The organism is Traorella sp. mt218 (assembly GCF_055420025.1).
Genome location: NZ_JBVAYM010000001.1, coordinates 90,102 through 113,505 on the forward strand (window position 1 = coordinate 90,102; position 23,404 = coordinate 113,505).

The following is a 23,404-nucleotide window of genomic DNA, read 5'->3' on the forward strand; positions in this document are numbered from 1 at the left end:
TCGATTTTAGAGAATAATGGATTCATGGTTTGCTTTTTTTGAATTTGAAATTATAATAGTAGCTGGAGGGGATGCGTCATGAATAAAAAAATCTGTTGTGTGAATGATATGCCGGGAGCAGGGAAGATTGCTTTGGCGGCTATGATACCGATTCTTTCCGCAAAAGGAATCTCCGTTACCTGTCTGCCTACGGCTTTAGTATCAAATACGCTTGATTTCGGAAAATTTGAGATTTTAGATACAAGCGATTATATGGATAAGACAATTGATGTATGGAAGGAGCTTGGATTTACTTTTGACTGCATATCGACAGGGTTTATGGTGAATCCGCAGCAGGTAAGACTTGTTAAAAGGCTGATCCAGAATCAAAAGAAAGAAGATCTTCTGGTGATCGTTGATCCGATCATGGCTGATGAAGGAAAGCTTTATAATGGTATGAACAATGAAAATGTCAAGATCATGAGAGAGCTGAGTGCCTGTGCGGATATTCTGATTCCGAATTTCACAGAGGCTTGTTTTTTGTGCGATCATTTTTTTGAGAAAGATATGACGATAAAGACAGCCAATAAATTAATTGATGAATGCCGGCAGTTAGGTGCCAAATCTGTCGTGATCACAAGTGCCAGACTTAATGGTCATGACTGTGTCATCGGGTATGATCATTTAAGGGATGATTTCTTTACGATTGATTTTCAGCTGATCGATGCCCGTTTTCCGGGAACAGGGGATATCTTTTCTGCTGTGTTGATCAGTGATGTATTACATGATGTCAGCCTTCATGATGCTACTTTTAAAGCGATGAATGTCGTCAGTGAGATGATCAAAGAGAATTTGGATAAAAAAGAAAAGTTCTTAGGTATCAGCATTGAGGAATTTATCAGGGACGGACGTCTATGAAAATTCGTATTACTGTCGTAGATCAAAAAGGAAACTGTCCGTGTCATCGCGCTCATCAAGTAGGTGATGTCTTTGATTATGATCAGGATCGGGGGAAGCTATGTCCGCTGGCAATGCACGTTCTTTTTCCGATGATCGATATCTTGCGGTATGGCGGTAAATTAAAAAGTGATGTTTTTTGCTGCCCGGATGTAGATACGATCAATGTGTTCAAAATTGAAAAGCTTGATGAATGATATCCGTTCAGGATATTTTTCTTGAGGAGGTAGTATATGGAATTATGGGATCTGTATGATGAAAATGAAAATCTGTTGGGAAAGAAACATGAAAGAGGAAAAGAGCTGCCTGAGGGATGTTATCATTTGGTGATTCATGTATGGACATTTTCAAAGGGAAAACTGTTGGTGACACAGCGTGATCCAAAGAAACCTTATGGAGAAAAATGGGAAGTGACCGGTGGAAGCGTCTTAGCGAATGAAACGGCTGTTGAAGGCGCGATCCGTGAGTTGAGAGAGGAAACAGGCATACGATGTGTGAAGGATGAACTGGAGCTTTTTGTGACAAAGATCGAGGGCTGTTGTATCTATAAAAGTTTTATTCTTGTGAAAGAGATCAATCCGGCTGTTTTGAAATGTCAAGAAGGAGAAACCATTGATATCAAGTTTGTAAATCGCTGGCAATGGCTGGCAATGATTGAAAATGATGAGGTAGCCAAGCCCATCGTCCGCCATTATCATACATATCAGAAAGAATTAGATAAGTTTTTTCAGGAGGAAGACAGATGAAAATAGGATTTGTATCATTAGGATGTGCAAAAAATCTGGTAGACAGTGAGAAAATCATGGGCATGTTGAAGGAAGGCGGACATGAGTTTGTGGCCAAGCCATCAGATGCGCAGGTTATTATTGTCAATACCTGTGGATTTATTCAAAGCGCCAAGGAAGAGGCGATCAATACGATCCTGGAAATGGCTGAATATAAAAAGAAAAATTGTCAGAAGCTGATCGTATGCGGATGTCTGGCTCAGCGTTACAAAGAGGAGCTGGAAAAGGAAATGCCGGAGGTGGACCGCTTTATAGCGATACGTGAATATCCTCGGCTGCATGAGATCCTGAAAGAAGAGCTGCAGGCTCCTTTACAGGTATATGGCAAGAGTGAACGTCTTTCATCCGGAAAGCCATGGACAGCGTATCTGAAAATAGCTGAAGGCTGTTCCAATCATTGCACTTATTGTGCAATTCCGCTGATTCGTGGTGAAAATGTATCTGTAGCGATGGATAAGCTTGTTGAAGAGGCGAAAGAACTTGCCGGCAGGGGCGTGAAGGAGCTTGTCGTCATTGCCCAGGATACGACAAAATATGGAATCGATCTTTATCATCGTTATGCTTTGCTGGAACTGCTGGAAAAGCTGAATGCGATCGATGGTTTTCATTGGATTCGTATTTTATATATGTATCCGGATGAAATCAGCGATGAATTGATTGAAGGAATGAAAAAACTGGATAAGGTATTACCGTATTTTGATATACCGATGCAGCACAGTGATTCCAGGATGCTGAAGCTGATGAATCGTCGGGGAGATGAACATACTGTTCGTAAATTGATTGAAAAGATTCGTGATACGTTTGATGAACCTACGCTTCGTACTACTTATATCGTAGGTTTTCCGACAGAAAGTCAGCAGGATTTTGATAAGATGTGTGATTTTGTAAAAGAAATCCGTTGGAATAAAATGGGAGCTTTTACTTATTCGATCGAAGAAGATACTGCGGCTTATGATATGGAACAGACAGTAAGTGAAGAGGAAAAACAAAAGCGTCTTGATATTTTGATGAATTTACAGCGTGATATATCTTATGAAAATAATCAGCTGATGATCGGTAAGACGATCGAGGTGCTGGTTGAAGGAAAGGATGGGCTGTCGGATAAGTATGTCGGACGTGGAAGCATGCATGCACCGGATGATGTCGATGGTATCGTTGTCTTTACTAGCACAAAGCCTTTGGAGCTGGGAACATTTGTTGATGTAAAGATTGATGATGCGGATGAATATGATTTATATGGGGAACTGGAAAAGGCGTAAAATACGCCTTTTTTGTTTAGATTTCGAATTTTGGTTAGAATATAGCTAGGAGGAAATTTTTATGAAATATTATGGTTATATTCGTGTTTCGACAAAAGAACAAAATGAAGACAGACAGGTAGATGCTTTAAAGGCTTATGAGATTCCATCAAAAAATGTTTTTATGGACAAACAAAGCGGTAAGGATTTTGAAAGGCCGGCCTATCAGCAGCTGATTCGCAAATTAAAAAAGGGGGATGTGCTGATCATTAAGAGCATTGACCGCTTAGGGAGAAATTATGATGAAATTATAGAGCAATGGCGTGTAATTACGAAACAGATCGATGCAGATATCGTTGTGATCGATATGCCTTTATTGGATACAAGAGTAGGCAAGGATCTTACAGGAAAATTTGTTGCCGATCTGGTACTTCAGATTTTAAGCTATGTTGCACAGACAGAACGTGAAGCCATTCGTCAAAGACAGGCTGAAGGAATTGCGGCAGCAAAGGCCAGAGGTGTGAAGTTTGGACGACCAAGGATTCCTCTGCCAAGTGATTTTCATGTAGTCAGCGAGCTCTATCGGCGTCAGATGATCACATCTAGGGAAAGTGCCAGAATGTTAAGTGTATCCCAGGATACTTTTTTAAGATGGAATAAGACGTACAATTAGTGTTTGCAGGCATTTCATCAAGAAATGCCTCTTTCAAGTAAAAAATATGCGATCATAAACATAAAGGACACTTTTGATTAAGCGAGCTAAATAATTGAAAAAAAAGCTAAAATAATATATATTGAAAACAGAAAGGTTAGTGGAGACTTATATTATATTGTTAGACGGGTATAAAAAAATCTCAGGCTTATTTTATTTAGCGCTCATATCAGCTTTTTATAATGAATTATCACTTTTTTAATAATTAATCTTAAAAAATGGTATTGACAAGTTTGCAAACATATTGTATTATAATTGAGCGCTATGACTTGTTAGCTCAGCTGGCAGAGCAACTGACTCTTAATCAGTGGGTCCAGGGTTCGATTCCCTGACAGGTCACCATTTTAATAAAATAGTCTGAGAAATCAGGCTTTTTTTGTGTATTGCTCTTAATTGTATAGTCCCACTGATCTTTTATACAAAATTTTAGGAAAACAGGAGGATTAGTGGGAGCTTGATATCAATTTTGATGGATATATCTTCAAATGCCCAGACGACATTCTTTTGATAACATAGCCTAAAGCGGAGGACATGATGAAAATAAATAAAAAAGCAGACGCTGTCTGCATGCTTCAAGGTACAAGAGAGTATCGCCGTTTAAGAGCTGCATGTATGCTTTATCAGACAAATGAAGGTGTTTTGATCAGAATGAATGTACGAGGATTTCCTATGCCAAATCGTATCCGCTGTAATCAGCCGATCATAGCTTTTCATATCCATGAAGGAAAAAGCTGTACCGGAAATCCGAGAAATCCTTTGGCTGATGCTAAGGGACATTACAATCCGAATAATTGCTCGCACCCATATCATGCAGGCGATTTAGGAAATCTTTTTATCAATCGTAACGGCAGTGCTTTTATGTGTATGCTGAATGATCGCTTTACGCTGGAAGAAGTGATGGGAAGGGTCATGGTTCTTCATCAGGATCCGGATGACTTTAAAACGCAGCCTTCTGGAAACAGTGGAGAAATGATTGCTTGCGGTGTGATCCGTCCATTTACTGAAAATCGTCCGCAGCCATATCCGGAAAGATAACTAAATAACTATGAAAGTTCAAACTTTCATAGTTATTTTTTACTGTCTATGGCATCGATTATAGTTTCTAAAGCTCCATTTATAAAATTAATGGATCTTTCACTAAAAATTTCATCATTTGATGATAAGGATATATGGGCAGTTGTTAGTTCATCATCTTCTGAGGCTTCTGTGCTTCCCATCAAAGTTGTCCATTGAATTTCAATATTTTCCTTAGAAATAGGTTGATCATATTCAATAGAATATTGTGCCGGTTTAAAAAGAGCAAAATTCGATTCGCTATTTACCGTAATTGTATAATCGCTGTCTTGAAAAATCTGTATTGTGTAATAAACGATATCTTCTTGTGAGGAAACATATTTTTCATTAGGAGAAATCGTTTCTTCATATATCAGATTTTTTTGGCTGGGTGATTCAGTATATGAACATGCCCCGACTAAGAAAAAGACAGTTAGCAATAAAATAGATTGAATAAATTTTTTCATTCGTTCAGCTCCTTTTTTTGATATTCATATCTTTTATTAAAATTATATAAAAAAGGATATAAAAATCAATGATAAAGATAGATTGTATATATTTAGATCTTTTTCTCAAAAGCTGAAGATGCATAATAAAAAGCCTTAAAAATAAGGCTTTATTTAAACACTGGCGGAGAACATGGGATTCGAACCCACGGAAGCTTTCACTTCGCCACCTTTCCAAGATGGTGCCTTAAACCGCTCGGCCAATTCTCCAGTATCTACAATTTTAAGGAATTTCTGACTTTTGTCAAGAAGTTTATGTAGATTTCAGGCATATTGTTTGCATCTTTTTCATAAGAGAGTAATATCATAAGTAGAGAGGTAACTATATGTTAAATAATATTGGAATTGTCGGATTAGGTGTCATGGGGAAGGCCATTGCTCAAAATATCGGCAATCATGGGTATCGGGTATCCCTTTACAATAAAACGTTTGAAAAAACAGTTCATTTTGTTAAAGAGCATCCTAATTTTCAAGGCTTCGAAAATTTAGGTGAATTTGTCAATTCATTGGAAAAGCCACGGAAAATTTTATTAATGGTGAGTGCTGATGCGGTCGACAGCGTTTTAGATCAATTGATGGAGCTTGTTGAAAAAGATGATATCGTTATAGATGGCGGTAATTCTTTTTATCGTGATAGTGAAAGAAGAATGGCAAAATGTGCACAAAAGGGAATTTATTTCATAGGTATGGGCATATCCGGTGGTGAAGAAGGAGCCTTAAAAGGACCAAGTCTGATGCCATCCTGCAATTATGCAGCTTATGAACAGGTAGAAGAGCTGTTGCAAAAGATTGCTGCTAAAACAGATGATGGTGAACCTTGTGTCAGTTATATCGGTGAGGGTGGCAGCGGTCATTTTGTGAAAATGGTGCATAATGGGATCGAGTATGCAGATATGCAGCTGATCTCGGAAACATATATGGCTTTGAAGAAAAATCATTTTAACAATATGCAAATAGCTGAAATATTTGAAAAATGGAATCAGGGTGAGCTTTTCAGTTATCTGATAAGCATTACGATCGATATCTTAAGATTTAGTGATGATGAAGGAGTGGTGCTTGACAGGATCAGGGATGTGGCCCATCATAAGGGAACCGGGGCATGGAGCGCTTTAAGTGCAATTGAATATAATGAGGCGGTTCCCAGTCTGATCGCTGCCCTCCAGGCACGATTTATAAGCACTAAAAAGAAGGTAAATCATGCATATGAAAATGATGAAAAGATTGCGGATAATTTCATAGATGAGCTTAAGATCAGTTTTTATCTTTCAAAGGTCATGATCTATCATCAGGGCTTTGAATTGATGAAAAAGGCTTCTGATGCAAATAACTGGCATCTTGATTTTTCACAGATTGCTCATATATGGCAAAAGGGATGTATCATCCAGTCGTCATTTTTGAAAAAGATCGTTGCTGTTTATCAAAAGGATAAAACCTTGCTGGAAGATGAAGCCATCGTTGAGATGATCGATCAGAATCAAAAAATGTGGCGTCACGCTTTGCAAATATTGATCATGAAAGGTGTATATGCACCTGTCTATCTGTCTGCCTTGACGTATTATGACGGTTTGAGCAGTTCTATAGGCATGAATCTGATTCAGGCACAGCGGGATTATTTTGGGGCGCATACGTATGAGCGTACAGATATGGATGGCTTTTTTCATACAGAATGGCAAAGAAACTAAAAAAAGTTTCTTTTTTTTTGGGAAAAATGACGATGGCGTGCATATAAAAGAGTAGGAGGTGATAGCATGATCCAGCTAAGTCATCAACAGCTTTCCCGCATGTACGGTAAAGTGGTGACGACAAGTGCCCTTTTAGGTTATTTGGCGATTGCGGCAGGAGCAGCCGCCATCATTAAGATTCTGACTTCCTCTAAAGGGCGTGTTTCGATCCCGGGAATCAATATTACTTGGGGAAATTAGTTCTTTTGAATCGTTAGAATCATAAGATGATAACAGAGGTGACACATGAATAAAACATCGGCCAGTGTCTTTTTGGCAATCATACTGGATCTGATCTTTGCCTTTCTTTTTCTTATTCTTTTAAGCCAGTGGAAGGGTGAGGAAGCGGAAGTAACGTTACATATGAATCAGATAGGAATGTTTAAGGAAACAACAAATAGTACAGCCTGTATTGAAAAGCTGAAAGGATTGGGATATGAGGCATACAGCTATACGAAGGATGATTTAATCATTGTTGTCACCTCACTTAGCTTAAATGAAGAAGAAACGATCGAAGCCCAGAAAAAGCTTCGTGAAAATCAGATTTCTTATATATTGAAAAAAGTGACGTCGACAGGAAAACAGTTTAGTGAAGCTGTCTTGAAAGGAGATATGGAAATGGTGATGGAGCTGATGTCAGATTAAAGTAAAAGAAATAGAAAAAGAAGAACGTCCTCGGGAAAAGGCAATGACCTATGGCATTTCTTATCTTCAGCACAGAGAATTGATCGCTATGCTGCTAAGAAGCGGTTATAAGGGAAAAAGTGCGCTTGAGCTGGCAGATGATATTTTAAAACTGCGTCCCAACTTAAGCATGCTAAGTCATCTGACATTAGAAGAGCTGACTTCCTTAAAGGGGATAAAAAAAGCCAAGGCTTTGGAAATCTTAGCGTGTTTTGAGCTGAGCAGAAGAATGGCAGTTGCATGTGTGGAAAAAAGGATTTCCATTCATTCACCTGAAAATCTTGTGCGATGGCTGAATCGTGAGATCGGTTATCAGGAACAGGAGCATTTCATGATTCTTTTTTTGAATCATAAAAACGAATTGCTGACCTATAAGGATATGTTTGTCGGCTTACAGAACAGCTGCAACGTATCAGTAAGGGAAGTCTATACTTATGCTTTACGAATCAACGCTTCTAAGATCATGCTTGTACATAATCATCCCAGCGGTCATGTTGAACCGTCAAAAGAAGATATCGTGATCACCCGGCAATTTATTGAAGCCGGTAAATTGTGCGGCATTGAGTGTCTGGATCATCTCATCGTCGGTCAGAATCGTTATTTCAGCTTTAAAGAAAAACAAATGATTGCAAGTTAGGTCTGTTTTTCTTATAATTAGATAAGGTGATATTATGTCAAGATTTACAAGGCTTCAGAAACTGCTCCTTGCGCTGATTGCTGTTTTGCTTGTTTTTGCACTTTCTACAAATGGCAAGGGCAGTGCTATAAAAAGTATCGTATATGATCCTTTGGTCATGTTGAAATACAGTATTTTGGATTATCCAATTGAAACCCTGCAGAATTTTTTCAATGATTTTAATGATTTGTGGCAGGTAAAGCAGGAAAATGATGCGCTTCGTCAGCAGCTGGCACAAAGCGATCAGCTCAGTGCCATGATTGAGAATCTGCAGCGTGAAAACGCTGAATTAAAAGAGCTTCTCGGAAATGATGTGGCCGCTCATTATGAAAAGGTCAATGCCCGTATCATCAGCCGTAATCCGGAGGTCTACAACAATCAGATCACGATCAATGTCGGTGCTGCGGATCATGTTGCCCTGGATAATGCCGTCGTTTCTGCGTATGGATTGATAGGGAAGATTACCGAGGTCAATGAACATACCTCACGGGTTCGTCTACTGACATCACAGGATCAGCTGAGCATGGTTTCGGTACAGATCCATGTGAGCGATACGGAGGTCGTAAACGGATATCTTGAACAATATGATCTGGAAAAGGGTGCTTTTATCGTACGTCTTTATACGAATACCGATCAGATCAGGATCGATCAGAATGTGACGACAAGCGGTGCCGGCGGTGTATTTCCAAGTGGTATCCTTGTCGGTACGGTCATGGAGATCGAAGAAATGCGTAATGAGAACGGACGTATCGTCTATGTGACGCCGGCCGCAGATTTCTCCAGCTTTGAATATGTCAGTGTTTATTGTGAGGTACAGCCATGATCTTACAGGTACTTTTTATTGCGGCTTCCTTTCTGGCAGATGAAGTCATTGGCGGCTTGCTTCCGCATTCCTTCATGCCGGGTGATATTGTGATCACGCCGTGTCTGGGGCTTAGTGCACTGGTATTGATGCAGCGGAAGATGGATCGGATCGATTCGCTGCTGATCACAGTGATTTTCGGACTTTTGTATGATTATTTTGCGGCGCATACGTTTTTGGTCTGTACGATCGTTTTTGTGATCATTAACTTAGCGGTGTCACAATGGCAGAAGCATATTACGGAATCGATGCTTGAAAGCTGTATGTTAGTCTTTACGACAATATTTGTCAAGGAGTTTCTGGTATACTTCATCATGACATTGCTCTCTGAAACGCTGATGCCTTTTGATATGTGGTTAGTTTCCCGCGCTTTTCTGACTTTGCTCTTTAATGGAGTGTTGGTGGTGATCATCGTGTGGGCTTCCAGAATGATTGAAGACGTCATGCTGATGCGCGAGAAAAAGATCAGAAAAGAGGAAACGATCTCATGGTGGAAGATATCATCAAAGCGGTAAATCATTCTTTTGTATATGTAAGTCGCAGTGAATTTGGGATAATGACAGAAATATGTGGTGAAAAGCTTTTAGCCTGCTCCCAGCGTCATGGGGGAAGGTTTGAAGCTTTTTTTGATTGTCTGGATTGTGATGAAAGACAATTGATCACACTTTTAAAGATTTGTGAACAAGCGCATACCTTGTTTCTTGGTTTTGTAAGCGAAAAGGGTGAAAAAGAAATTAAGGTGCTCAACAGGAAGATCTATCCCGGAGAGCGTTTGATCTTTGAAGAGGATGTCATGATCTTTCAGGATATTCCTTTTGATTGTTATCTGGAATGTTACGGCAATCTCATCGTATTGGGGAAGATCAAGGGCTGTATCGATTTTTATCATCGGGATTGTTACTGTGTAGCTTCAAGCCTTCAGCAGGCGCGCATTCGCATCTTTGACAGTCAGTTTCATAAACTGACAAGTTTTTCCAGCAGTGTTCTATATTATGAAAATGGTCAGATCATGAGGGAGGAAAAGACATGGGAAGTTGCATTGGGATCACCTCTGGAAAAGGCGGTGTAGGAAAAAGCAGCGTCTGTATTGGATTGGGAATTGCACTTGCACGCAGGGGTTATAAGGTATGTCTGGTGGATATGGATCTGGGATTGAAAAACCTGGATGTCATGATGGGACTTGAAAACCGGGTTTTTTATGATATCTTGGATATTGCACAAGGAAGATGTACTCTTGCACAGGCAATTGTTTCTGCCAAGAATCAGAATAATTTGAAGCTTTTGCCGGCGTGTAAAAGCGTTCATGTACATAAGCTGAAGCAGGAAATGATGCATGAGGTAATCCTTGAATTGAAGGATATGTTTGATTATATACTCCTTGATACACCGGCAGGAATTGAAACAGGATTTCTATATACCTGTGCTTTTGCGGAAAGTTTCATCGTGGTTTCAACATTGGATATGACTGCTTTGCAGGATGCAGACCGCATCATTGGGCTTTTAATGAAAGAGAATGTTTGTCAGATCAGATGTATCCTGAACAGGCTCAATCTTCGATATATCGACAAGGGCATCAGCATCCAGCTTTCAAATGCCTTGGAATGGCTCTGTGTGGAATGTATCGGTGTCGTTTATGAGGATGAACAGATCATTCGTGGCTATAATCATGGACAGCCTGCGGTATATCGTGAAAATTCTAAGGCATGTGAATGTTTTGATCATATCTGCAATGCCTTTCTCGGTGAAGAGGTCGTTATTCCAAAGCTTCATAAATCAATTCTAAAACGCTTGTTCTCATCATAAGATAAAGTATGAAAAAGAAACAGAAAGCCGGCTTCGTAAATTCCTTCATCTTCCTTCTTTTCTGCATTGCCTTATTTCTTGGCTTTAAGATCAATGAGAAGCAGAAGTGGATCGAGCTGCCATCGATCGGTACGTGGCTGCCCTATGAAAATTGGTTTAAATTTTATGATCATGAGGTCAGTGCTTCCATCCAGTATCATCATCTTGTAGATGATATATATACGAATGGGACCAATCTTTGCGCCTCGCTGTTTGACGGTATCGTGCTGAAAACAGATGAAACATCAGTTACGATACTGCATGATAATGGAGTTTTAGGAATCTATGCACAGTTAGAGGATGTTGTGGTAAAAACGGATGAACGGGTTTTGATGGGACAGGGACTTGGTGCTTTTAAGGATTCATTAAAGCTGGAATTTAAAAAAGATGATCAGAAGCTCAGCTATGAAGAAGTGGTGAAACTGTGAGGTTTCACTTTTCATTTCTATGGCTTCTTTTTTTGATGCTGGCTGTGTTTTCCTATGCTCTTAAAATTTATCTGCTCATCTTTCTGATGCTTTTTATTCATGAAATGGCACATGTCTTTGTGGCTTTGAAGCTGGGTTATCGGGTAGGTGTGATCCATGTCTATCCATTTGGATTTAGTGCTCAGATCGATCATTTGGATCATGGCAGGATTTTTGATATCCTGTTGATTCTTTTGGCGGGATTAAGCATGCATCTGTTCTTTTTTTTGATGATTGAAGCTTTTTGCCGTTTAAATATGATTTCTTTTGGATTCCGGAGCTATCTGATGCAGATCAATGCTGCGATATTATTATTTAATCTTTTGCCGCTTTATCCGATGGATGGCGGAAGGATCTTATTATGTCTTTTGCGGCTGATCTTTTCGTATGATACTTCCAGAAAAGCGGTTTTGATATGTTCCTTTCTGCTCTCTGTCCTGCTTTTTTGGTATGGAAGGTGGAATATGAGGATCCTTTTGCTTTTTTTGATGTTTCTTCTGGTGAATGAATTAAGAAGAAATGAAGAAGATCTTGTGGAATATAGTTACTGCCAAAGAAATCGTTTCAAACTTGGTAAAAATCATGTATAATGGTAGCGGTGATGTTTGTGAAGAAACTATGTAAGATCTTTTGCCTGATAGCAGCTGTCGCTGCGATGAGCGGCTGCCGGATACGTGCTGCCAAGGTATGTGCAACGAATTATCCTGTATATTATCTGATTAACCGTATTGGGGGCACATATGTGGATGCCTGCAATCTTTCCAGCAATGATTTGATTCAGGTAGCCTCTGTCAGCAATACCTTTGAGGATGATCTGGATGAGGCTGATGTTGTTTTTACCATATCGCAATTGGAACCATATACAGCTATTTATAGTGATGAGTTTGCCAGAGCTTCGGGTAAGACGATCGATCTGGCTCGGACCAGTGCGATTTATAAATTCGATCGTTATACGACGACGACCGTCAACAACCAGCAGGTCGTTGTGGAAAGCGATTATTATGATGGGGAAATATTTGATAATATCGATACGTATGACAGTGATGTGATCTTATGGATGGATCCGATCTCGATGATGAGCATGGCCAAAACGATTGCTGAAACGCTTTCTGAGGTATATCCTGAATATGCGAAGGATTTTTCGGCACGTTATGATGAGCTGGAAGTGGATCTGGCTGTTTTGGATACCCAGTTTCAAAATATTCGTTTATCAAATAAGAATGTTTCATTTGTCAGTGTAACGCCAAGCTTTGGAAACTGGCAGAAGTCTTATGGCTTTAATGTTTATCCGCTGATCCTTTCTAAATATGGAGCCTTGCCTAGTGATGAACAGCTTGATCTTATCTGTGAAAGAATTACACAGGATGGCGTCAAATATATCGCTCATGAAGAAAATCTGACGGAGGAGATGGAAGAATTGTTCAATGAGGTCAAGGAAAGATGTAATCTTACAGAAATCAAGTTAAACAATATTTCTTCGATTTCAGAGGATGCACTGGCCAATAATATGGATTATATGACATTGATGTATGAGAATCTTTCTCAGATAGAGGCACTTGAGTAATGCTTCGGGTCAATGGATGCCGGTTATTGCCGGGCAGTGAGCTTTCACAGTTGCGGAAGGTGATTGCGGAAAAACTGAAAACAAGAGATTCTTTTGAATATGAAATCGTTCGTGAAAGCATTGATGCACGTAAGGAAGAAATTTATCTGACATACAGCGTTGATGTGAAAATTGCTCATGAAGAAAGGTATCTTCATCTTCAGGATGTTGCCTTATCGAAAACCAAAAAGGCTGAAAAGATCCAATATCGATCGTTTGATACAAGACCACTGATCATTGGGATGGGACCTAGCGGCCTTTTCTGTGCGCTCTATTTGGCGATGCATCATGCAAATCCGATCATTTATGAGAGGGGGAGCTGTGTAGAAAAGAGAATGAAGGATGTGGAAACCTTTTTTCAAGGGGGTCCTTTAGATGAAAACAGCAATGTTCAGTTTGGCGAAGGCGGCGCAGGAACATTTTCAGATGGAAAGCTGACGTCGCGAAGCAAGGATCCCAGAGGACGTTATGTATTGGAACAGTTTGTTCGATTTGGTGCCGATCCGGCCATCGTTTATCAGAGCCATCCTCATATCGGTACGGATGAGCTGGTAAAGATCATAAAGAAGATGAGAGAAGAGATCCTGCGGCTTGGCGGGGAAATTCACTTTGATCATACATTAGAAGATATTCAAATTGAAGACGGCATGATCCATCAGGTGCAGATCAATGGCCAATGGCTGCCTTGTGATGATTTATTATTAGGAATCGGTCACAGTGCCAGAGATACATTCCGAATGCTGAATGAGAAGCAGGTACACTGTATTGCGAAGAATTTTGCCGTAGGTGTCAGGATCGAGCATTTACAGAAATTTGTGGATGAGAGCCAATATGGTCCTTATGCAGCGGTATTAGGGCCTGCCAGTTACCGGCTGACCCATACGACCCAAAAGGGAAGAGGGGTTTATACTTTCTGTATGTGTCCGGGAGGCGAGGTTGTCATGGCAACCTCATCACGTAATCATGTCGTGACCAATGGCATGAGTTATCATAAACGGGATGCTGTTAATGCCAATAGTGCTCTTTTGGTACAGGTTACCACGGATGATATAGGAAACGGGCTTTTTGATGGTATGAATTTTCAGGAAATGCTGGAACGAAAGGCCTTTGAGCTTGGCGGCTGCAATTATCATGCGCCGGCACAACGGGTTGGTGATTTTTTGAAGCATCAGCCTACATCTGCCTTTGGCAGCATCCGGCCTTCCTGTCGCACAGGCGTGACTCCTTGTGATCTCCATGCGCTGTTTCCTGCCTTTATCAATGAATCACTGGAAGAAGGAATCTTAGCGATGGATAGGAAGATGAAGGGCTTTGCCCAGGAAGATGCAGTCATGTGCGGTGTTGAATCACGCAGCACATCACCGATTCGGATCGTGCGTAATGATGCATGTGTAAGTGTGAATGTAAAAAATCTTTACCCGATGGGGGAAGGTGCCGGTTATGCCGGAGGTATCGTGTCGGCGGCGATCGATGGTATCAGATGTGCCGAAGAATGGATGAAGAAAAGAGGTAAGCTATGAAAAAATTTATCAATGAATTTAAAGAATTTGCGTTAAAAGGAAATATGTTTGATATGGCCATCGGTGTCATCATGGGCTCTGCCGTATCAAAGGTGGTGAGCTCGATCGTCAGTGATCTGATCACACCGCTGATCAGTCTGGTTACAGGCGGAACATCTGCATTAAGTGATATGGTACTGACCATTAATGGCGTCAATATCAATTACGGACTTTTTCTCAATAATGTCATTGATTTTATCATGATTGCCCTGATCATCTTTTTGATGGTCAAAGGACTCAATAAGATAAGAACGCTTGCACCTGTCAAAAAGAAAGAGGAAGAAAAGCCGGCTGAACCGGAGATTTCATCTACGGATAAGCTTTTGATGGAAATCTTAGAAGAGCTTCGAAAACAAAAATAAGGTGGAACCTCCCCGCATAAGATGTAGGGGAGGTTTTTTATGTCGAGATCATTTAAAAATAAGATGGTATTTCTATTATCATTTTCTGCCTGTTTCATATTTCTGGGGCTATTTGCTTTTTTACGCTATCAAGGAGCCTTAGGAACCTATATGCGTCTTGTTGGAAACAAACATGCAGAGGTTGAAATTAATGAGGCTTATGAAGATAAGGGCGTTTTGATCCATAAGAATTTTCAGACGATCACGAAAAATATCCATATCCAAAGCAATGTCAATTTGGAAAAAACCGGTCAGTATGAAATCAGTTATACTTTTGAAAATCAAAGGATCGTACGTTATGTCAACGTAAAGGATACCCGGCCGCCGGTCATGACGCTGATTCAGGATGCGCATATGATCGTTTTTCAAAATGAGGAATATGAAGAACCCGGTGTTGAGATTTTTGATAATTCAAAAGAAGATCTCAATGATCGTCTGCAGATCCATCACCGGATCGACCCTTCGGTCATCGGCGAATATAAGGTTCATTATCAGGTGAGCGACAGGGCAGGAAATAGCAGTGAAATAGAGCGTATCGTAGAAGTCGTAGAAAATCCCTTGATGATGGATTTACATTATCATTATGATGAATTGGATAATCAGAGGCAGGGCTGGTGGATCAAAAAAGCGAATGATCACGAGCGTAAGCCACCTACTTATGATCAAACATTGATGGAAAAATATAATACTTATTATATCGGAGATGATGAAAAGACACTCTATCTTACTTTTGATGAAGGCGGAAAGGATCAAACTTATATCAAAGAAATCACAGATATCTTAAATAATCATGATGTTGATGCCACTTATTTTCTGACACGTAATTATATATTGAAAGAAGCGGATTTTATGCGAGATCTTGTCGCAAACGGTCATGAGATCGGCAATCATACCCGCACCCATCCGGATATGACACAGCTGGCGAATGTTCAAGGATCCAAACAGTTTGTCAATGAGCTGATGGACACTCAGCGGGCTATTTATGAGGTCACCAAAAAAATGCCGCCATTGATCTTTCGCTTCCCAAAAGGAGATTTTTCTTTACGTTCATTAGCCATGGTCAGTGATCTGGGATACCGCACTTATTTTTGGAGCCATGCCTATGATGATTACAGCGCAGATGTTTCCAAAGAAGCTGCTTACAATAATCTGATCTCCCATCTTCATAATGGAGCCATTTACCTGCTTCATCCGGCTAATAAAGGCAATTATGAGGCCATGGAAGATTTTATACTGGAAGCCAGGCGTCAAGGTTATTCATTTGAGCTTGTCAGTCAGATTAAAAAGGTATAAAATAACTGCAGAAAAGAGGGTGTATTATGATCGATGAAAGAATACAAAAATTAAGAAAGCTTATGAAAGAAAAAGGAATCGATGCTTACTATATTCCAACCAGCGACTTTCATAACTCTGAATATGTTTCAGATTATTTCAAGACAAGAGCTTATATGAGCGGATTTAAAGGCAGTGCCGGTTTTTTGCTCATTACACAAGAAGAAGCCTGTTTATGGACCGATGCTCGTTATTTCATCATTGCTGCCAATGCCATCAAGGGCAGTGAATTTAAGCTGATGAAGATGAATGAACCGAATGTGCCTACCTTAGATGAATATATCAAAGCGCATCTGTATGAGAATGATACGTTGGGTTTTGACGGACGTGTTGTTACGGCAGCGCAGTTCAGGCATTTTAAAGAAAGCTTTAAATTGAATTTTAAATGTGATGAAGACTTGGTTGATATGATCTGGGAAGATCGTCCGGCTTTATCTGATAAGAAAGCTTTCTTTATGGAAGAAAAATACAGTGGCAAAAAGACAAGTGAAAAATTAGCGGACATCCGTAAGGTCATGAAGGAACAGGGTGCGGATGTGCATGTTGTTTCTACTTTGGATGATCTGGCATGGATCTTTAATATGCGTGGGGATGATGTTCATTCATGTCCTCTTGTATTGAGCTATGCTGTTATCTTTATGGATAAAGTGGCTTTGTTTATGGATGAAAAGAAATGTGATGAAGGCATGAAGAAGAATTTTGAGGAATGTCATGTCGAGCTTTATCCATATAATGATGTTTATGAATACTTGAAAAAGCTGGATAAGGATCATCGTGTCATGGTCAATGAAGCTGTCATCAACTCATATTTATTGGAATGCATTCCTTGTGAGATCGTCAATGCACCAAATCCAAGTACGATGATGAAAGCTATCAAGAATAAGGTTGAAATCGAAAATACAAAATGGGCACATGTCATGGATGGTGTGGCAGTGACAAAATTTATGATCTGGCTGAAAGATGAAATCAAGAAAAGAGATATCAGTGAATTAGAAGTCAGTGAAAAATTATTAAGCTTTAGAAAAGAATGGGCCGATCTGATCGAGCCGAGCTTTGATACGATTGCCGGTTATGGTCCTAATGGTGCAAGCATGCATTATACGGCAACCAAGGATGCTTATGCGATGTGCAAGGCCAAAGATTTTCTGTTAGTGGACAGCGGAGGAACCTATAAGCAGGGAACAACGGATATTACACGTACCTTTATGCTGGGAGAAACCTGTGAAGCATTTAAAGAAGATTATACAACGGTATTAAGAAGTCATATCGATCTTGCAAAGGCAAAATTTTTGTATGGCTGCAGCGGTCCGTCATTAGACGGCATCTGTCGTGAACCATTCTGGGAAAGAAATATGGATTTTAAGCATGGTACAGGACATGGTGTAGGTCATGTGCTGAATGTGCATGAAGGACCGAATAATTTTTACTGGAATCCGTCAAGAGGAATATGTGTCTTTGAAGAAGGTATGATCACAACGGATGAGCCGGGTTATTATGTAGAAGGTTCTCATGGTATCCGTATTGAAAATGAGCTGTTATGTGTAAAAGATGTGAAAAATGAATACGGACAGTTTATGAAATTTGAATCCTTGACATTATGTCCATATGATTTAGATCCTATTTTAAAAAATATGTTGACAAACAGTGAAAGAATGTGGTTAAATAATTATCACAGAGAAGTTTTTGAGAAACTTTCTCCGTACATGAATTCTTATGAGCTTGAAAAGCTGAAAGAATATACAAGAGAAATTTAAAAGCAGGCAACTGCTTTTAATATGCGGATATGGCGGAACTGGTAGACGCGCTAGATTCAGGTTCTAGTGGTAGCAATATCGTGCAGGTTCAAGTCCTGTTATCCGCACCATTATTCAAGATAAGCCCTAGAAATAGGGCTTTTTTGATGTCATAATTTAAAAATGATGATAAAATGACGACAAAATTATTGCTTTTTCTGAAATTATCCCTTCTATTTGTCAATGAGAAAATATTATACCTTGTAATAATAACTTTTTTAAGAGAAAAGGATCATGACATGAATATTATCAGGTTTCGGCTTAAAGGATTGTAAAAGGATCACGGCAAAATTATGTTGAATCATGTTTTTTGAAAAAGAATCCTTGAATTATGGGCCATAAATCTGTAAACTATATAAAATGAGGAAGAGATATGTTTGGATATGTGATGGTGAATAAGCAAAAGCTGAGTGAAGAGGAAAATGATACTTATTTAGGCTTTTATTGTGGTTTATGTGATTGTCTTCATCAGACGTATGGAAGAAGCGGACAGATGGCATTAAATTTTGATATGACCTTTCTGGCAATACTGCTGAGCGGGCTTTATGAATGTGAGGTCACATCAAAAGAATATCGATGTCCTTTTCATCCAACGAAAAAAAGAAATCTCTTTCACAATGTGATGATCGAATATGCTTCGGATATGACGATTCTTCTTACTTACTTAAAATGTGAGGATAACTGGGAAGATGAACGTAAGAAATCAAGCTATATTTATCAGAAAGCACTGAAAAAGAAATTCTTACAGGTACAAGCAAAATATCCGGATAAAGTGAAAAAGATCCGGGAGGTTCTTGAAAAAACTCATTTATTGGAAGAAGAAAAATGTGAAGATATTGATGCTTTGGCAGGACTGAGCGGAGTAATGTTAGGTGAGATCCTTGCTTATCGGGAGGACGAATGGAAAGGACTTCTATATGAAATGGGTGATTATTTAGGACGTTTTATTTATATCATGGATGCTTATGAGGATGTAGAGAAAGATATTTCTAAAAATTGTTTTAATCCGTTTATAAAAAGTTACCAAAAATGTGGATTTGATGAACGGATAAAAAATATACTGGAACTGATGATCGCACGCTCAAGTGATGCGTTTGAAAAGCTGCCGATTCTTGAATATGCAAATATTTTACGAAATATTATATATTCTGGGGTGTGGGCAAGATATGAAATGGTGAGAAAGAAAAGAGAGGATGATAAAGATGGAAGATCCGTATAAGATTTTAGGTGTCAGCCCTGATGCCAGTGATGAAGAGGTGAAAAAAGCATATCGTCAATTGGCGAAAAAATATCATCCTGACGTAAATAAGGAAGCAGGTGCAGAAGAGCGTTTCAAGAAGATTCAGAATGCCTATGATACGATCATGAACATGCGTAAAAACGGCGGTAATGCACGTGAATTCTGGAATCAGTACGGTTCCCAGCAGACCTACGCCAATAATGATTATCAAAGAGTGGTCAGCTTTTTGAATATGGGGCAATATTTATATGCTTATCAGCTTTTGACCAATATGAGCAATCGTGATGCCAACTGGTATTATCTTTATGCGATTGCCAATTATGGACTTGGTCAGCAGGTAGCAGCGATGGAAGCGGCTGAAAGAGCCTGTCAGATGGATCCGACGAATAATGAGTATCGTCAGCTCTATGCGCAGATACAGGGAAGCCAGAATCGTTATCGCAGGATGCAGCAGCCTTTTGGTGACGGCGGATCACTTTGCTGTCAGTTGATGCTTTGTAATATGTGTTTAGGTGGTTTTGGGGTACCGCTTTTCTGCTGCTGTTAGTTATGGAAGAGTTGATTCAGAAAAATGTCAGGGAGTATGTAAAGATCCTGCAGACAAATTTAGTAGGTATTTATATTCATGGCTCTTATGCGATGGGAGGATTTAATCCAAGTAGAAGTGACTTGGATTTTCTTGTTATTTGCGAGCAGATACCATCTTTTGACCAGAAAAAAAGGATGATTCGGTTTTTGATGGATCATGAGTCTGAGGCACCCTTCAAGGGCTTTGAGATGAGTGTGGTGCTGAAGCGTTATTGTCTGAATTTTATCTATCCGACACCTTATGAGCTTCATTATTCACCGATGTATCTCTCTTCTTATCAAAAAGATCTGGATGGGACCCTTTTGAAAATGCAGGGAAAAGATGAGGATCTTGCTGCTCATTTTATGATAACGTATCATTTTGGCATCTGTGTTTATGGAATGGAGAAAGAGCGGCTTTTTTCAGAGGTGCCTAAAGAAGCATATTTAGACAGTATCGAAAAAGATGTGGCAGATTCGAAGGAACGATTCAAAAAGGAACCTGTCGATGTCATATTGAACCTGTGCCGCGTGTATTATTATAAAAAAGAAGGGGTCGTGTCAAGCAAGCTTTTAGCGGGAGAATGGGCGATCCGACATTTTTCTTATCCGTTAAATAATATCATATCAAAAGCGTTGTCGTGTTATCTTAATGATCAAGCTGATAAAATAGATGAAAAAGAAGGGGATTTATTATTTGAATTTATGGAAAAAGAAGGGATTTTGAATGAAAAAGTGTAATGTGATCTTAGTTTATGATGAAAATAAAGAAAAGATATTGATGTGTAAGCGTAAGAAAAATCCCTATAAAGGGTTATTGAATCTGGTAGGGGGAAAAGTTGAAAAGGATGAGCTGAGCGAACATGCGGCTTATCGTGAATTATATGAGGAAACAGGTATTTCTTCTGATGATATCATTTTAACTCATTTGATGGATATGGTGTATCATTTAGATGATCTAACCGTAGAGGTCTACATAGGAATGCTTGCTCATCACAAAGAGGTATATGGAGATGAGAATGAGCTGTGCTGGATTGATAAGAATGAAGATTTCTTTGATATGAAGATTTATGCCGGTGAGGGAAATATCGGCCATATGGTCAAGGTGGCAGAGGGTTATCATGATGAATTGTTTGATGATCTCATATTTATAAAGCCGGATGCATCTTATGCGAGTGAAATTGCGGCATATCGGCAGGAGTTTTTAGATGCACGGGATTCGATGGATGGTACAGGAAATTTAAGAGAATGTGAGGATCCTTTGGAATGGATTTCCGGGTGCAAAGATTATGAGGATGCTGATAAGGTTCCATCCCACCGGGTGAGCTGTGAACAGTATATTCTTGTCAGGAAGAAAGATAGAAAGATCGTGGGCATGATCCAGCTTCGTCATGAACTAAATGATTATCTTTTCAATTACGGTGGTCATATTGGTTATAGTGTCCGGCCGGGTGAGAGAAGAAAAGGGTATGCAACGCTCATGCTTTCTAAGATGATAGGGGTTTGTCGTGAGAAAAATATGGAGAAGATATTGGTTACTTGTTTGAAAAGTAATCAGGCTTCAAGAAAAACGATTTTGAAAAATGGTGGGGTCTATGAAGATGAAAGTTTTGAAAAAGAAGAAAATGATTATATCGAAAGATATTGGATCACTTTATAAGGAGCAGGCATGAAGTATTACCATGGAAGCAATCAGGCAGGCTTAAAGGTATTAAAGCCTTTTGTCAGTGAACATGAAAAAGCCTATGTTTATTTTTCCACCAATCCTGTGTTAGCGGCATTATATTGTGTACATGCATTACCAAAGCCACTTAACTGGTATCCTTATGGCTTTGATGCCAAGGGAAGGTTGGTCTATGAGGAATATTATGAAAATGGGTTCATGGACATTTATGGCGGTCAGAAGGGATATCTATATGTATGTGAAGATATACAGGGGGACAATCCTACAAAAATTAAAGATGTGGTGGTCAGCAAACATGAAGAAAAAGTGATCGATATCATAGAAATCAAGGATATGGGAAGCTGGCTTCAAAAGAAGATCGATGATGGAAAACTGATTTTGCATCGTTATGAAGAGATCAGTCCTAAAGTACGCCAGATGGTCTTATCTTCTATCCAAGATGACTTTAAAAAATATCATTTGGAAGAAACATCTTCAGCAGCCCGGTTTTATATCAGCCGTTTTCCTCAGCTTTTGTTTGGCGAAACGATTGAAACAGAGCGATTGCTGTTAAGGAAATGGCGCAAAGAGGATGTTTATGATCTTTATGAATATGCCAGTGTCCCGGAGGTGGGCCCGATGGCCGGCTGGAAGCCTCATGAATCGCTGGAGGAATCCGCAAAAATCATAGAATTATTCATAAATCAAAAAGAATGGGCAATTGAGCTTAAAGAAAATCACAAGGTCATCGGTTCGATTGGATTCCATCATTCTAAGATCAAAAAAGATCGAAGCCTGGAATTTGGATATGTACTTTGTAAAGATTACTGGGGTCATGGTCTTATGAGCGAAGCTGTGAAACAGGTAAGTCAGTTTGCTTTTGAAAGACTTCACCAGGATCATCTTTTCATCTGTTGTTTTGATGATAATCTTCGCTCAGCAAGAGTGGCTGAGAAGTGTGGCTTTCACTATTATAAACACTTAGAAAAAGCCTATCATCGCTATGATGGCAGGTTTATGGATGAGCAGGTATTTATCATGTCAAAAAAAGACTAAAAAATATGGATGCAACCAGCAGTTGACATTTTGGTTATAAAAGTTGATTGAAAGAAATCTTCTAATAGTGTTACAATTTCTCTGGGAGGAAGTGATGCTATGCAAATGGGAGAGCGTATTGCCATATTAAGAAAGAAGAAAGGTCTGTCACAGGAAGAATTGGCAATAGTGATTGGTGTGTCAAGACAGTCTATTAGTAAGTGGGAAAGCTCCCAAAGCGTTCCGGATTTAGATAAAATCATTCAGCTTTGTGCTTATTTTGATATATCGATCGATCATCTTGTTTTAGGGAAAGAATTAGAAGAAAAAAAACATCTAAATATTAAAACGATCGTGTTGCTCGTAAGTGCATGTAATCTATGTGGTCTGATTTTCGGATGTGCACTATGGTTTGAATATATGAGCTATCCTTCTTTTGTGGCAGGTCCGCTTCTTATAATCTTGAGTTGCGTCTTTTATATTTGGGCAATGATGAATCAGAAAAATCAAGAAGATAAAATAGAGGCAAATCGTATCTTTTGGTATTTGAATACTTGGATCTTGCTTTTTTATCCTTTTGTCATTTTAAATAATATTTTGGCGTTTCAACCTTTGATTCATTTTCCTTTTGGATATGGTCTGCATAATTTATATTATTGGGTTTTATATGGAGCTTTGTGTTTCATTGCTTACACTTTCATTCATAATAAATTAAAAAAAGCCTGAGCT

Annotated in this window: 28 protein-coding genes and 3 tRNA genes; 29 read left to right on the forward strand and 2 right to left on the reverse strand. The window is 39.3% G+C overall.

From position 1 onward, the window contains the following. Positions 1–78 precede the first annotated feature (78 nt). The 7 genes from ACZYT3_RS00520 to ACZYT3_RS00550 all read left to right on the forward strand — a co-directional run bounded on the left by ACZYT3_RS00520 (position 79) and on the right by ACZYT3_RS00550 (position 4,706). Positions 79–897 carry a pyridoxamine kinase gene (locus tag ACZYT3_RS00520; RefSeq protein WP_294562819.1) on the forward strand — a complete coding sequence of 273 codons (819 nt, stop codon included), beginning with the start codon at positions 79–81 and terminating at the stop codon, positions 895–897. Beyond that, positions 894–1,133: a TIGR04076 family protein gene (locus tag ACZYT3_RS00525; RefSeq protein ID WP_294562820.1), complete on the forward strand. Its 240-nt coding sequence runs from the start codon at positions 894–896 to the stop codon at positions 1,131–1,133. Before ACZYT3_RS00520 ends, ACZYT3_RS00525 begins: the two co-directional genes overlap by 4 nt. A 36-nt stretch (positions 1,134–1,169) precedes the next feature. Further along, positions 1,170–1,682, forward strand: coding sequence for an NUDIX hydrolase (locus ACZYT3_RS00530; RefSeq protein ID WP_464087302.1), 513 nt, complete (start codon positions 1,170–1,172; stop codon positions 1,680–1,682). Next, positions 1,679–2,980, forward strand: coding sequence for a 30S ribosomal protein S12 methylthiotransferase RimO (gene rimO, locus ACZYT3_RS00535; protein ID WP_464087303.1), 1,302 nt, complete (start codon positions 1,679–1,681; stop codon positions 2,978–2,980). Before ACZYT3_RS00530 ends, rimO begins: the two co-directional genes overlap by 4 nt. A 61-nt stretch (positions 2,981–3,041) precedes the next feature. Next, entirely contained in the window at positions 3,042–3,632 is a 591-nt protein-coding gene (locus ACZYT3_RS00540) for a recombinase family protein (protein ID WP_294562823.1), read from the forward strand. Positions 3,633–3,937: 305 nt separating this feature from the next. Continuing rightward, positions 3,938–4,013, forward strand: a tRNA-Lys gene (locus tag ACZYT3_RS00545). 192 nt (positions 4,014–4,205) lie between these two features. Continuing rightward, positions 4,206–4,706: a superoxide dismutase family protein gene (locus ACZYT3_RS00550; protein WP_294562576.1), complete on the forward strand. Its 501-nt coding sequence runs from the start codon at positions 4,206–4,208 to the stop codon at positions 4,704–4,706. A 32-nt stretch (positions 4,707–4,738) separates the two neighbouring features. Here the strand turns inward: ACZYT3_RS00550 and ACZYT3_RS00555 are convergent, their stop codons facing one another. Together ACZYT3_RS00555 and ACZYT3_RS00560 are read right to left on the reverse strand one after the other, a co-directional pair. Next, entirely contained in the window at positions 4,739–5,191 is a 453-nt protein-coding gene (locus ACZYT3_RS00555) for a hypothetical protein (protein ID WP_464087304.1), read from the reverse strand. A 161-nt stretch (positions 5,192–5,352) separates the two neighbouring features. Next, positions 5,353–5,440 (reverse strand) — tRNA-Ser (locus ACZYT3_RS00560). 116 nt (positions 5,441–5,556) lie between these two features. Here ACZYT3_RS00560 and gndA point away from each other — a divergent pair. From gndA to ACZYT3_RS00670, 22 genes are all read left to right on the forward strand, one after another. Continuing rightward, a complete protein-coding gene (gene gndA, locus ACZYT3_RS00565) occupies positions 5,557–6,912 on the forward strand; it encodes an NADP-dependent phosphogluconate dehydrogenase (RefSeq protein WP_464087305.1) in 1,356 nt (451 codons plus the stop codon). Between the two features lie 66 nt (positions 6,913–6,978). Then, positions 6,979–7,152, forward strand: coding sequence for a hypothetical protein (locus tag ACZYT3_RS00570; RefSeq protein WP_464087306.1), 174 nt, complete (start codon positions 6,979–6,981; stop codon positions 7,150–7,152). A gap of 45 nt (positions 7,153–7,197) precedes the next feature. Beyond that, the gene (locus ACZYT3_RS00575) at positions 7,198–7,596 is read left to right on the forward strand and encodes a hypothetical protein (RefSeq protein WP_294562569.1); all 399 of its coding nucleotides are present in this window, start codon (positions 7,198–7,200) and stop codon (positions 7,594–7,596) included. Between the two features lie 10 nt (positions 7,597–7,606). Then, a complete protein-coding gene (gene radC, locus ACZYT3_RS00580) occupies positions 7,607–8,272 on the forward strand; it encodes a RadC family protein (protein WP_294562578.1) in 666 nt (221 codons plus the stop codon). Positions 8,273–8,306: 34 nt separating this feature from the next. Continuing rightward, entirely contained in the window at positions 8,307–9,134 is an 828-nt protein-coding gene (gene mreC, locus ACZYT3_RS00585) for a rod shape-determining protein MreC (RefSeq protein WP_294562568.1), read from the forward strand. Then, positions 9,131–9,688 carry a hypothetical protein gene (locus ACZYT3_RS00590; protein ID WP_294562566.1) on the forward strand — a complete coding sequence of 186 codons (558 nt, stop codon included), beginning with the start codon at positions 9,131–9,133 and terminating at the stop codon, positions 9,686–9,688. Before mreC ends, ACZYT3_RS00590 begins: the two co-directional genes overlap by 4 nt. Then, positions 9,661–10,242, forward strand: a complete 582-nt coding sequence (locus tag ACZYT3_RS00595; protein WP_294562564.1) for a hypothetical protein — start codon at positions 9,661–9,663, stop codon at positions 10,240–10,242. Before ACZYT3_RS00590 ends, ACZYT3_RS00595 begins: the two co-directional genes overlap by 28 nt. Further along, the gene (minD, locus tag ACZYT3_RS00600; RefSeq protein WP_294562562.1) at positions 10,200–10,976 is read left to right on the forward strand and encodes a septum site-determining protein MinD; all 777 of its coding nucleotides are present in this window, start codon (positions 10,200–10,202) and stop codon (positions 10,974–10,976) included. The genes ACZYT3_RS00595 and minD overlap by 43 nt, the downstream gene beginning before the upstream one ends. 8 nt (positions 10,977–10,984) lie before the next feature. Continuing rightward, positions 10,985–11,443 (forward strand): hypothetical protein, encoded by a 459-nt coding sequence (locus ACZYT3_RS00605; protein WP_464087307.1) that lies wholly within the window; start codon positions 10,985–10,987, stop codon positions 11,441–11,443. A 35-nt stretch (positions 11,444–11,478) separates the two neighbouring features. Next, positions 11,479–12,072 carry a site-2 protease family protein gene (locus tag ACZYT3_RS00610; RefSeq protein ID WP_294562560.1) on the forward strand — a complete coding sequence of 198 codons (594 nt, stop codon included), beginning with the start codon at positions 11,479–11,481 and terminating at the stop codon, positions 12,070–12,072. Positions 12,073–12,089: 17 nt separating this feature from the next. Further along, on the forward strand, positions 12,090–13,046 hold the full coding sequence (locus tag ACZYT3_RS00615; protein WP_294562559.1) for a metal ABC transporter substrate-binding protein: 957 nt from the start codon (positions 12,090–12,092) through the stop codon (positions 13,044–13,046). Continuing rightward, positions 13,046–14,605, forward strand: a complete 1,560-nt coding sequence (locus ACZYT3_RS00620; protein WP_464087308.1) for an NAD(P)/FAD-dependent oxidoreductase — start codon at positions 13,046–13,048, stop codon at positions 14,603–14,605. The genes ACZYT3_RS00615 and ACZYT3_RS00620 overlap by 1 nt, the downstream gene beginning before the upstream one ends. Continuing rightward, a complete protein-coding gene (gene mscL, locus ACZYT3_RS00625; RefSeq protein ID WP_464087309.1) occupies positions 14,602–15,006 on the forward strand; it encodes a large conductance mechanosensitive channel protein MscL in 405 nt (134 codons plus the stop codon). Before ACZYT3_RS00620 ends, mscL begins: the two co-directional genes overlap by 4 nt. 39 nt (positions 15,007–15,045) lie before the next feature. Further along, positions 15,046–16,338: a polysaccharide deacetylase family protein gene (locus ACZYT3_RS00630; protein WP_464087310.1), complete on the forward strand. Its 1,293-nt coding sequence runs from the start codon at positions 15,046–15,048 to the stop codon at positions 16,336–16,338. Between the two features lie 26 nt (positions 16,339–16,364). Beyond that, entirely contained in the window at positions 16,365–18,131 is a 1,767-nt protein-coding gene (locus ACZYT3_RS00635) for an aminopeptidase P family protein (protein WP_464087311.1), read from the forward strand. A gap of 23 nt (positions 18,132–18,154) precedes the next feature. Beyond that, positions 18,155–18,241, forward strand: a tRNA-Leu gene (locus tag ACZYT3_RS00640). Between the two features lie 302 nt (positions 18,242–18,543). Further along, positions 18,544–19,389, forward strand: a complete 846-nt coding sequence (locus ACZYT3_RS00645; protein WP_464087312.1) for a DUF5685 family protein — start codon at positions 18,544–18,546, stop codon at positions 19,387–19,389. Continuing rightward, positions 19,373–19,957 carry a DnaJ domain-containing protein gene (locus tag ACZYT3_RS00650; RefSeq protein WP_294562552.1) on the forward strand — a complete coding sequence of 195 codons (585 nt, stop codon included), beginning with the start codon at positions 19,373–19,375 and terminating at the stop codon, positions 19,955–19,957. The genes ACZYT3_RS00645 and ACZYT3_RS00650 overlap by 17 nt, the downstream gene beginning before the upstream one ends. Before the next feature lie 2 nt (positions 19,958–19,959). Beyond that, positions 19,960–20,718, forward strand: coding sequence for an aminoglycoside adenylyltransferase domain-containing protein (locus ACZYT3_RS00655; protein ID WP_464087313.1), 759 nt, complete (start codon positions 19,960–19,962; stop codon positions 20,716–20,718). Next, a complete protein-coding gene (locus ACZYT3_RS00660) occupies positions 20,705–21,637 on the forward strand; it encodes a GNAT family N-acetyltransferase (protein WP_464087314.1) in 933 nt (310 codons plus the stop codon). The genes ACZYT3_RS00655 and ACZYT3_RS00660 overlap by 14 nt, the downstream gene beginning before the upstream one ends. Before the next feature lie 9 nt (positions 21,638–21,646). Continuing rightward, entirely contained in the window at positions 21,647–22,696 is a 1,050-nt protein-coding gene (locus ACZYT3_RS00665) for a GNAT family N-acetyltransferase (protein WP_464087315.1), read from the forward strand. Positions 22,697–22,795: 99 nt separating this feature from the next. After that, the gene (locus ACZYT3_RS00670; protein WP_464087316.1) at positions 22,796–23,401 is read left to right on the forward strand and encodes a helix-turn-helix domain-containing protein; all 606 of its coding nucleotides are present in this window, start codon (positions 22,796–22,798) and stop codon (positions 23,399–23,401) included. Positions 23,402–23,404 lie beyond the last annotated feature (3 nt).

Bases quoted from the DNA above. Each gene is read 5' to 3' on its own strand.
- ACZYT3_RS00520 (WP_294562819.1), top strand. From the start codon at position 79: ATGAATAAAAAAATCTGTTGTGTGAATGATATGCCGGGAGCAGGGAAG.
- ACZYT3_RS00525 (WP_294562820.1), top strand. From the start codon at position 894: ATGAAAATTCGTATTACTGTCGTAGATCAAAAAGGAAACTGTCCGTGT.
- ACZYT3_RS00530 (WP_464087302.1), top strand. From the start codon at position 1,170: ATGGAATTATGGGATCTGTATGATGAAAATGAAAATCTGTTGGGAAAG.
- rimO (WP_464087303.1), top strand. From the start codon at position 1,679: ATGAAAATAGGATTTGTATCATTAGGATGTGCAAAAAATCTGGTAGAC.
- ACZYT3_RS00540 (WP_294562823.1), top strand. From the start codon at position 3,042: ATGAAATATTATGGTTATATTCGTGTTTCGACAAAAGAACAAAATGAA.
- ACZYT3_RS00550 (WP_294562576.1), top strand. From the start codon at position 4,206: ATGAAAATAAATAAAAAAGCAGACGCTGTCTGCATGCTTCAAGGTACA.
- ACZYT3_RS00555 (WP_464087304.1), bottom strand. From the start codon at position 5,191: ATGAAAAAATTTATTCAATCTATTTTATTGCTAACTGTCTTTTTCTTA.
- gndA (WP_464087305.1), top strand. From the start codon at position 5,557: ATGTTAAATAATATTGGAATTGTCGGATTAGGTGTCATGGGGAAGGCC.
- ACZYT3_RS00570 (WP_464087306.1), top strand. From the start codon at position 6,979: ATGATCCAGCTAAGTCATCAACAGCTTTCCCGCATGTACGGTAAAGTG.
- ACZYT3_RS00575 (WP_294562569.1), top strand. From the start codon at position 7,198: ATGAATAAAACATCGGCCAGTGTCTTTTTGGCAATCATACTGGATCTG.
- mreC (WP_294562568.1), top strand. From the start codon at position 8,307: ATGTCAAGATTTACAAGGCTTCAGAAACTGCTCCTTGCGCTGATTGCT.
- ACZYT3_RS00590 (WP_294562566.1), top strand. From the start codon at position 9,131: ATGATCTTACAGGTACTTTTTATTGCGGCTTCCTTTCTGGCAGATGAA.
- ACZYT3_RS00595 (WP_294562564.1), top strand. From the start codon at position 9,661: ATGGTGGAAGATATCATCAAAGCGGTAAATCATTCTTTTGTATATGTA.
- minD (WP_294562562.1), top strand. From the start codon at position 10,200: ATGGGAAGTTGCATTGGGATCACCTCTGGAAAAGGCGGTGTAGGAAAA.
- ACZYT3_RS00605 (WP_464087307.1), top strand. From the start codon at position 10,985: ATGAAAAAGAAACAGAAAGCCGGCTTCGTAAATTCCTTCATCTTCCTT.
- ACZYT3_RS00610 (WP_294562560.1), top strand. From the start codon at position 11,479: ATGCTGGCTGTGTTTTCCTATGCTCTTAAAATTTATCTGCTCATCTTT.
- ACZYT3_RS00620 (WP_464087308.1), top strand. From the start codon at position 13,046: ATGCTTCGGGTCAATGGATGCCGGTTATTGCCGGGCAGTGAGCTTTCA.
- mscL (WP_464087309.1), top strand. From the start codon at position 14,602: ATGAAAAAATTTATCAATGAATTTAAAGAATTTGCGTTAAAAGGAAAT.
- ACZYT3_RS00630 (WP_464087310.1), top strand. From the start codon at position 15,046: ATGTCGAGATCATTTAAAAATAAGATGGTATTTCTATTATCATTTTCT.
- ACZYT3_RS00635 (WP_464087311.1), top strand. From the start codon at position 16,365: ATGATCGATGAAAGAATACAAAAATTAAGAAAGCTTATGAAAGAAAAA.
- ACZYT3_RS00645 (WP_464087312.1), top strand. From the start codon at position 18,544: ATGTTTGGATATGTGATGGTGAATAAGCAAAAGCTGAGTGAAGAGGAA.
- ACZYT3_RS00650 (WP_294562552.1), top strand. From the start codon at position 19,373: ATGGAAGATCCGTATAAGATTTTAGGTGTCAGCCCTGATGCCAGTGAT.
- ACZYT3_RS00655 (WP_464087313.1), top strand. From the start codon at position 19,960: ATGGAAGAGTTGATTCAGAAAAATGTCAGGGAGTATGTAAAGATCCTG.
- ACZYT3_RS00660 (WP_464087314.1), top strand. From the start codon at position 20,705: ATGAAAAAGTGTAATGTGATCTTAGTTTATGATGAAAATAAAGAAAAG.
- ACZYT3_RS00665 (WP_464087315.1), top strand. From the start codon at position 21,647: ATGAAGTATTACCATGGAAGCAATCAGGCAGGCTTAAAGGTATTAAAG.
- ACZYT3_RS00670 (WP_464087316.1), top strand. From the start codon at position 22,796: ATGCAAATGGGAGAGCGTATTGCCATATTAAGAAAGAAGAAAGGTCTG.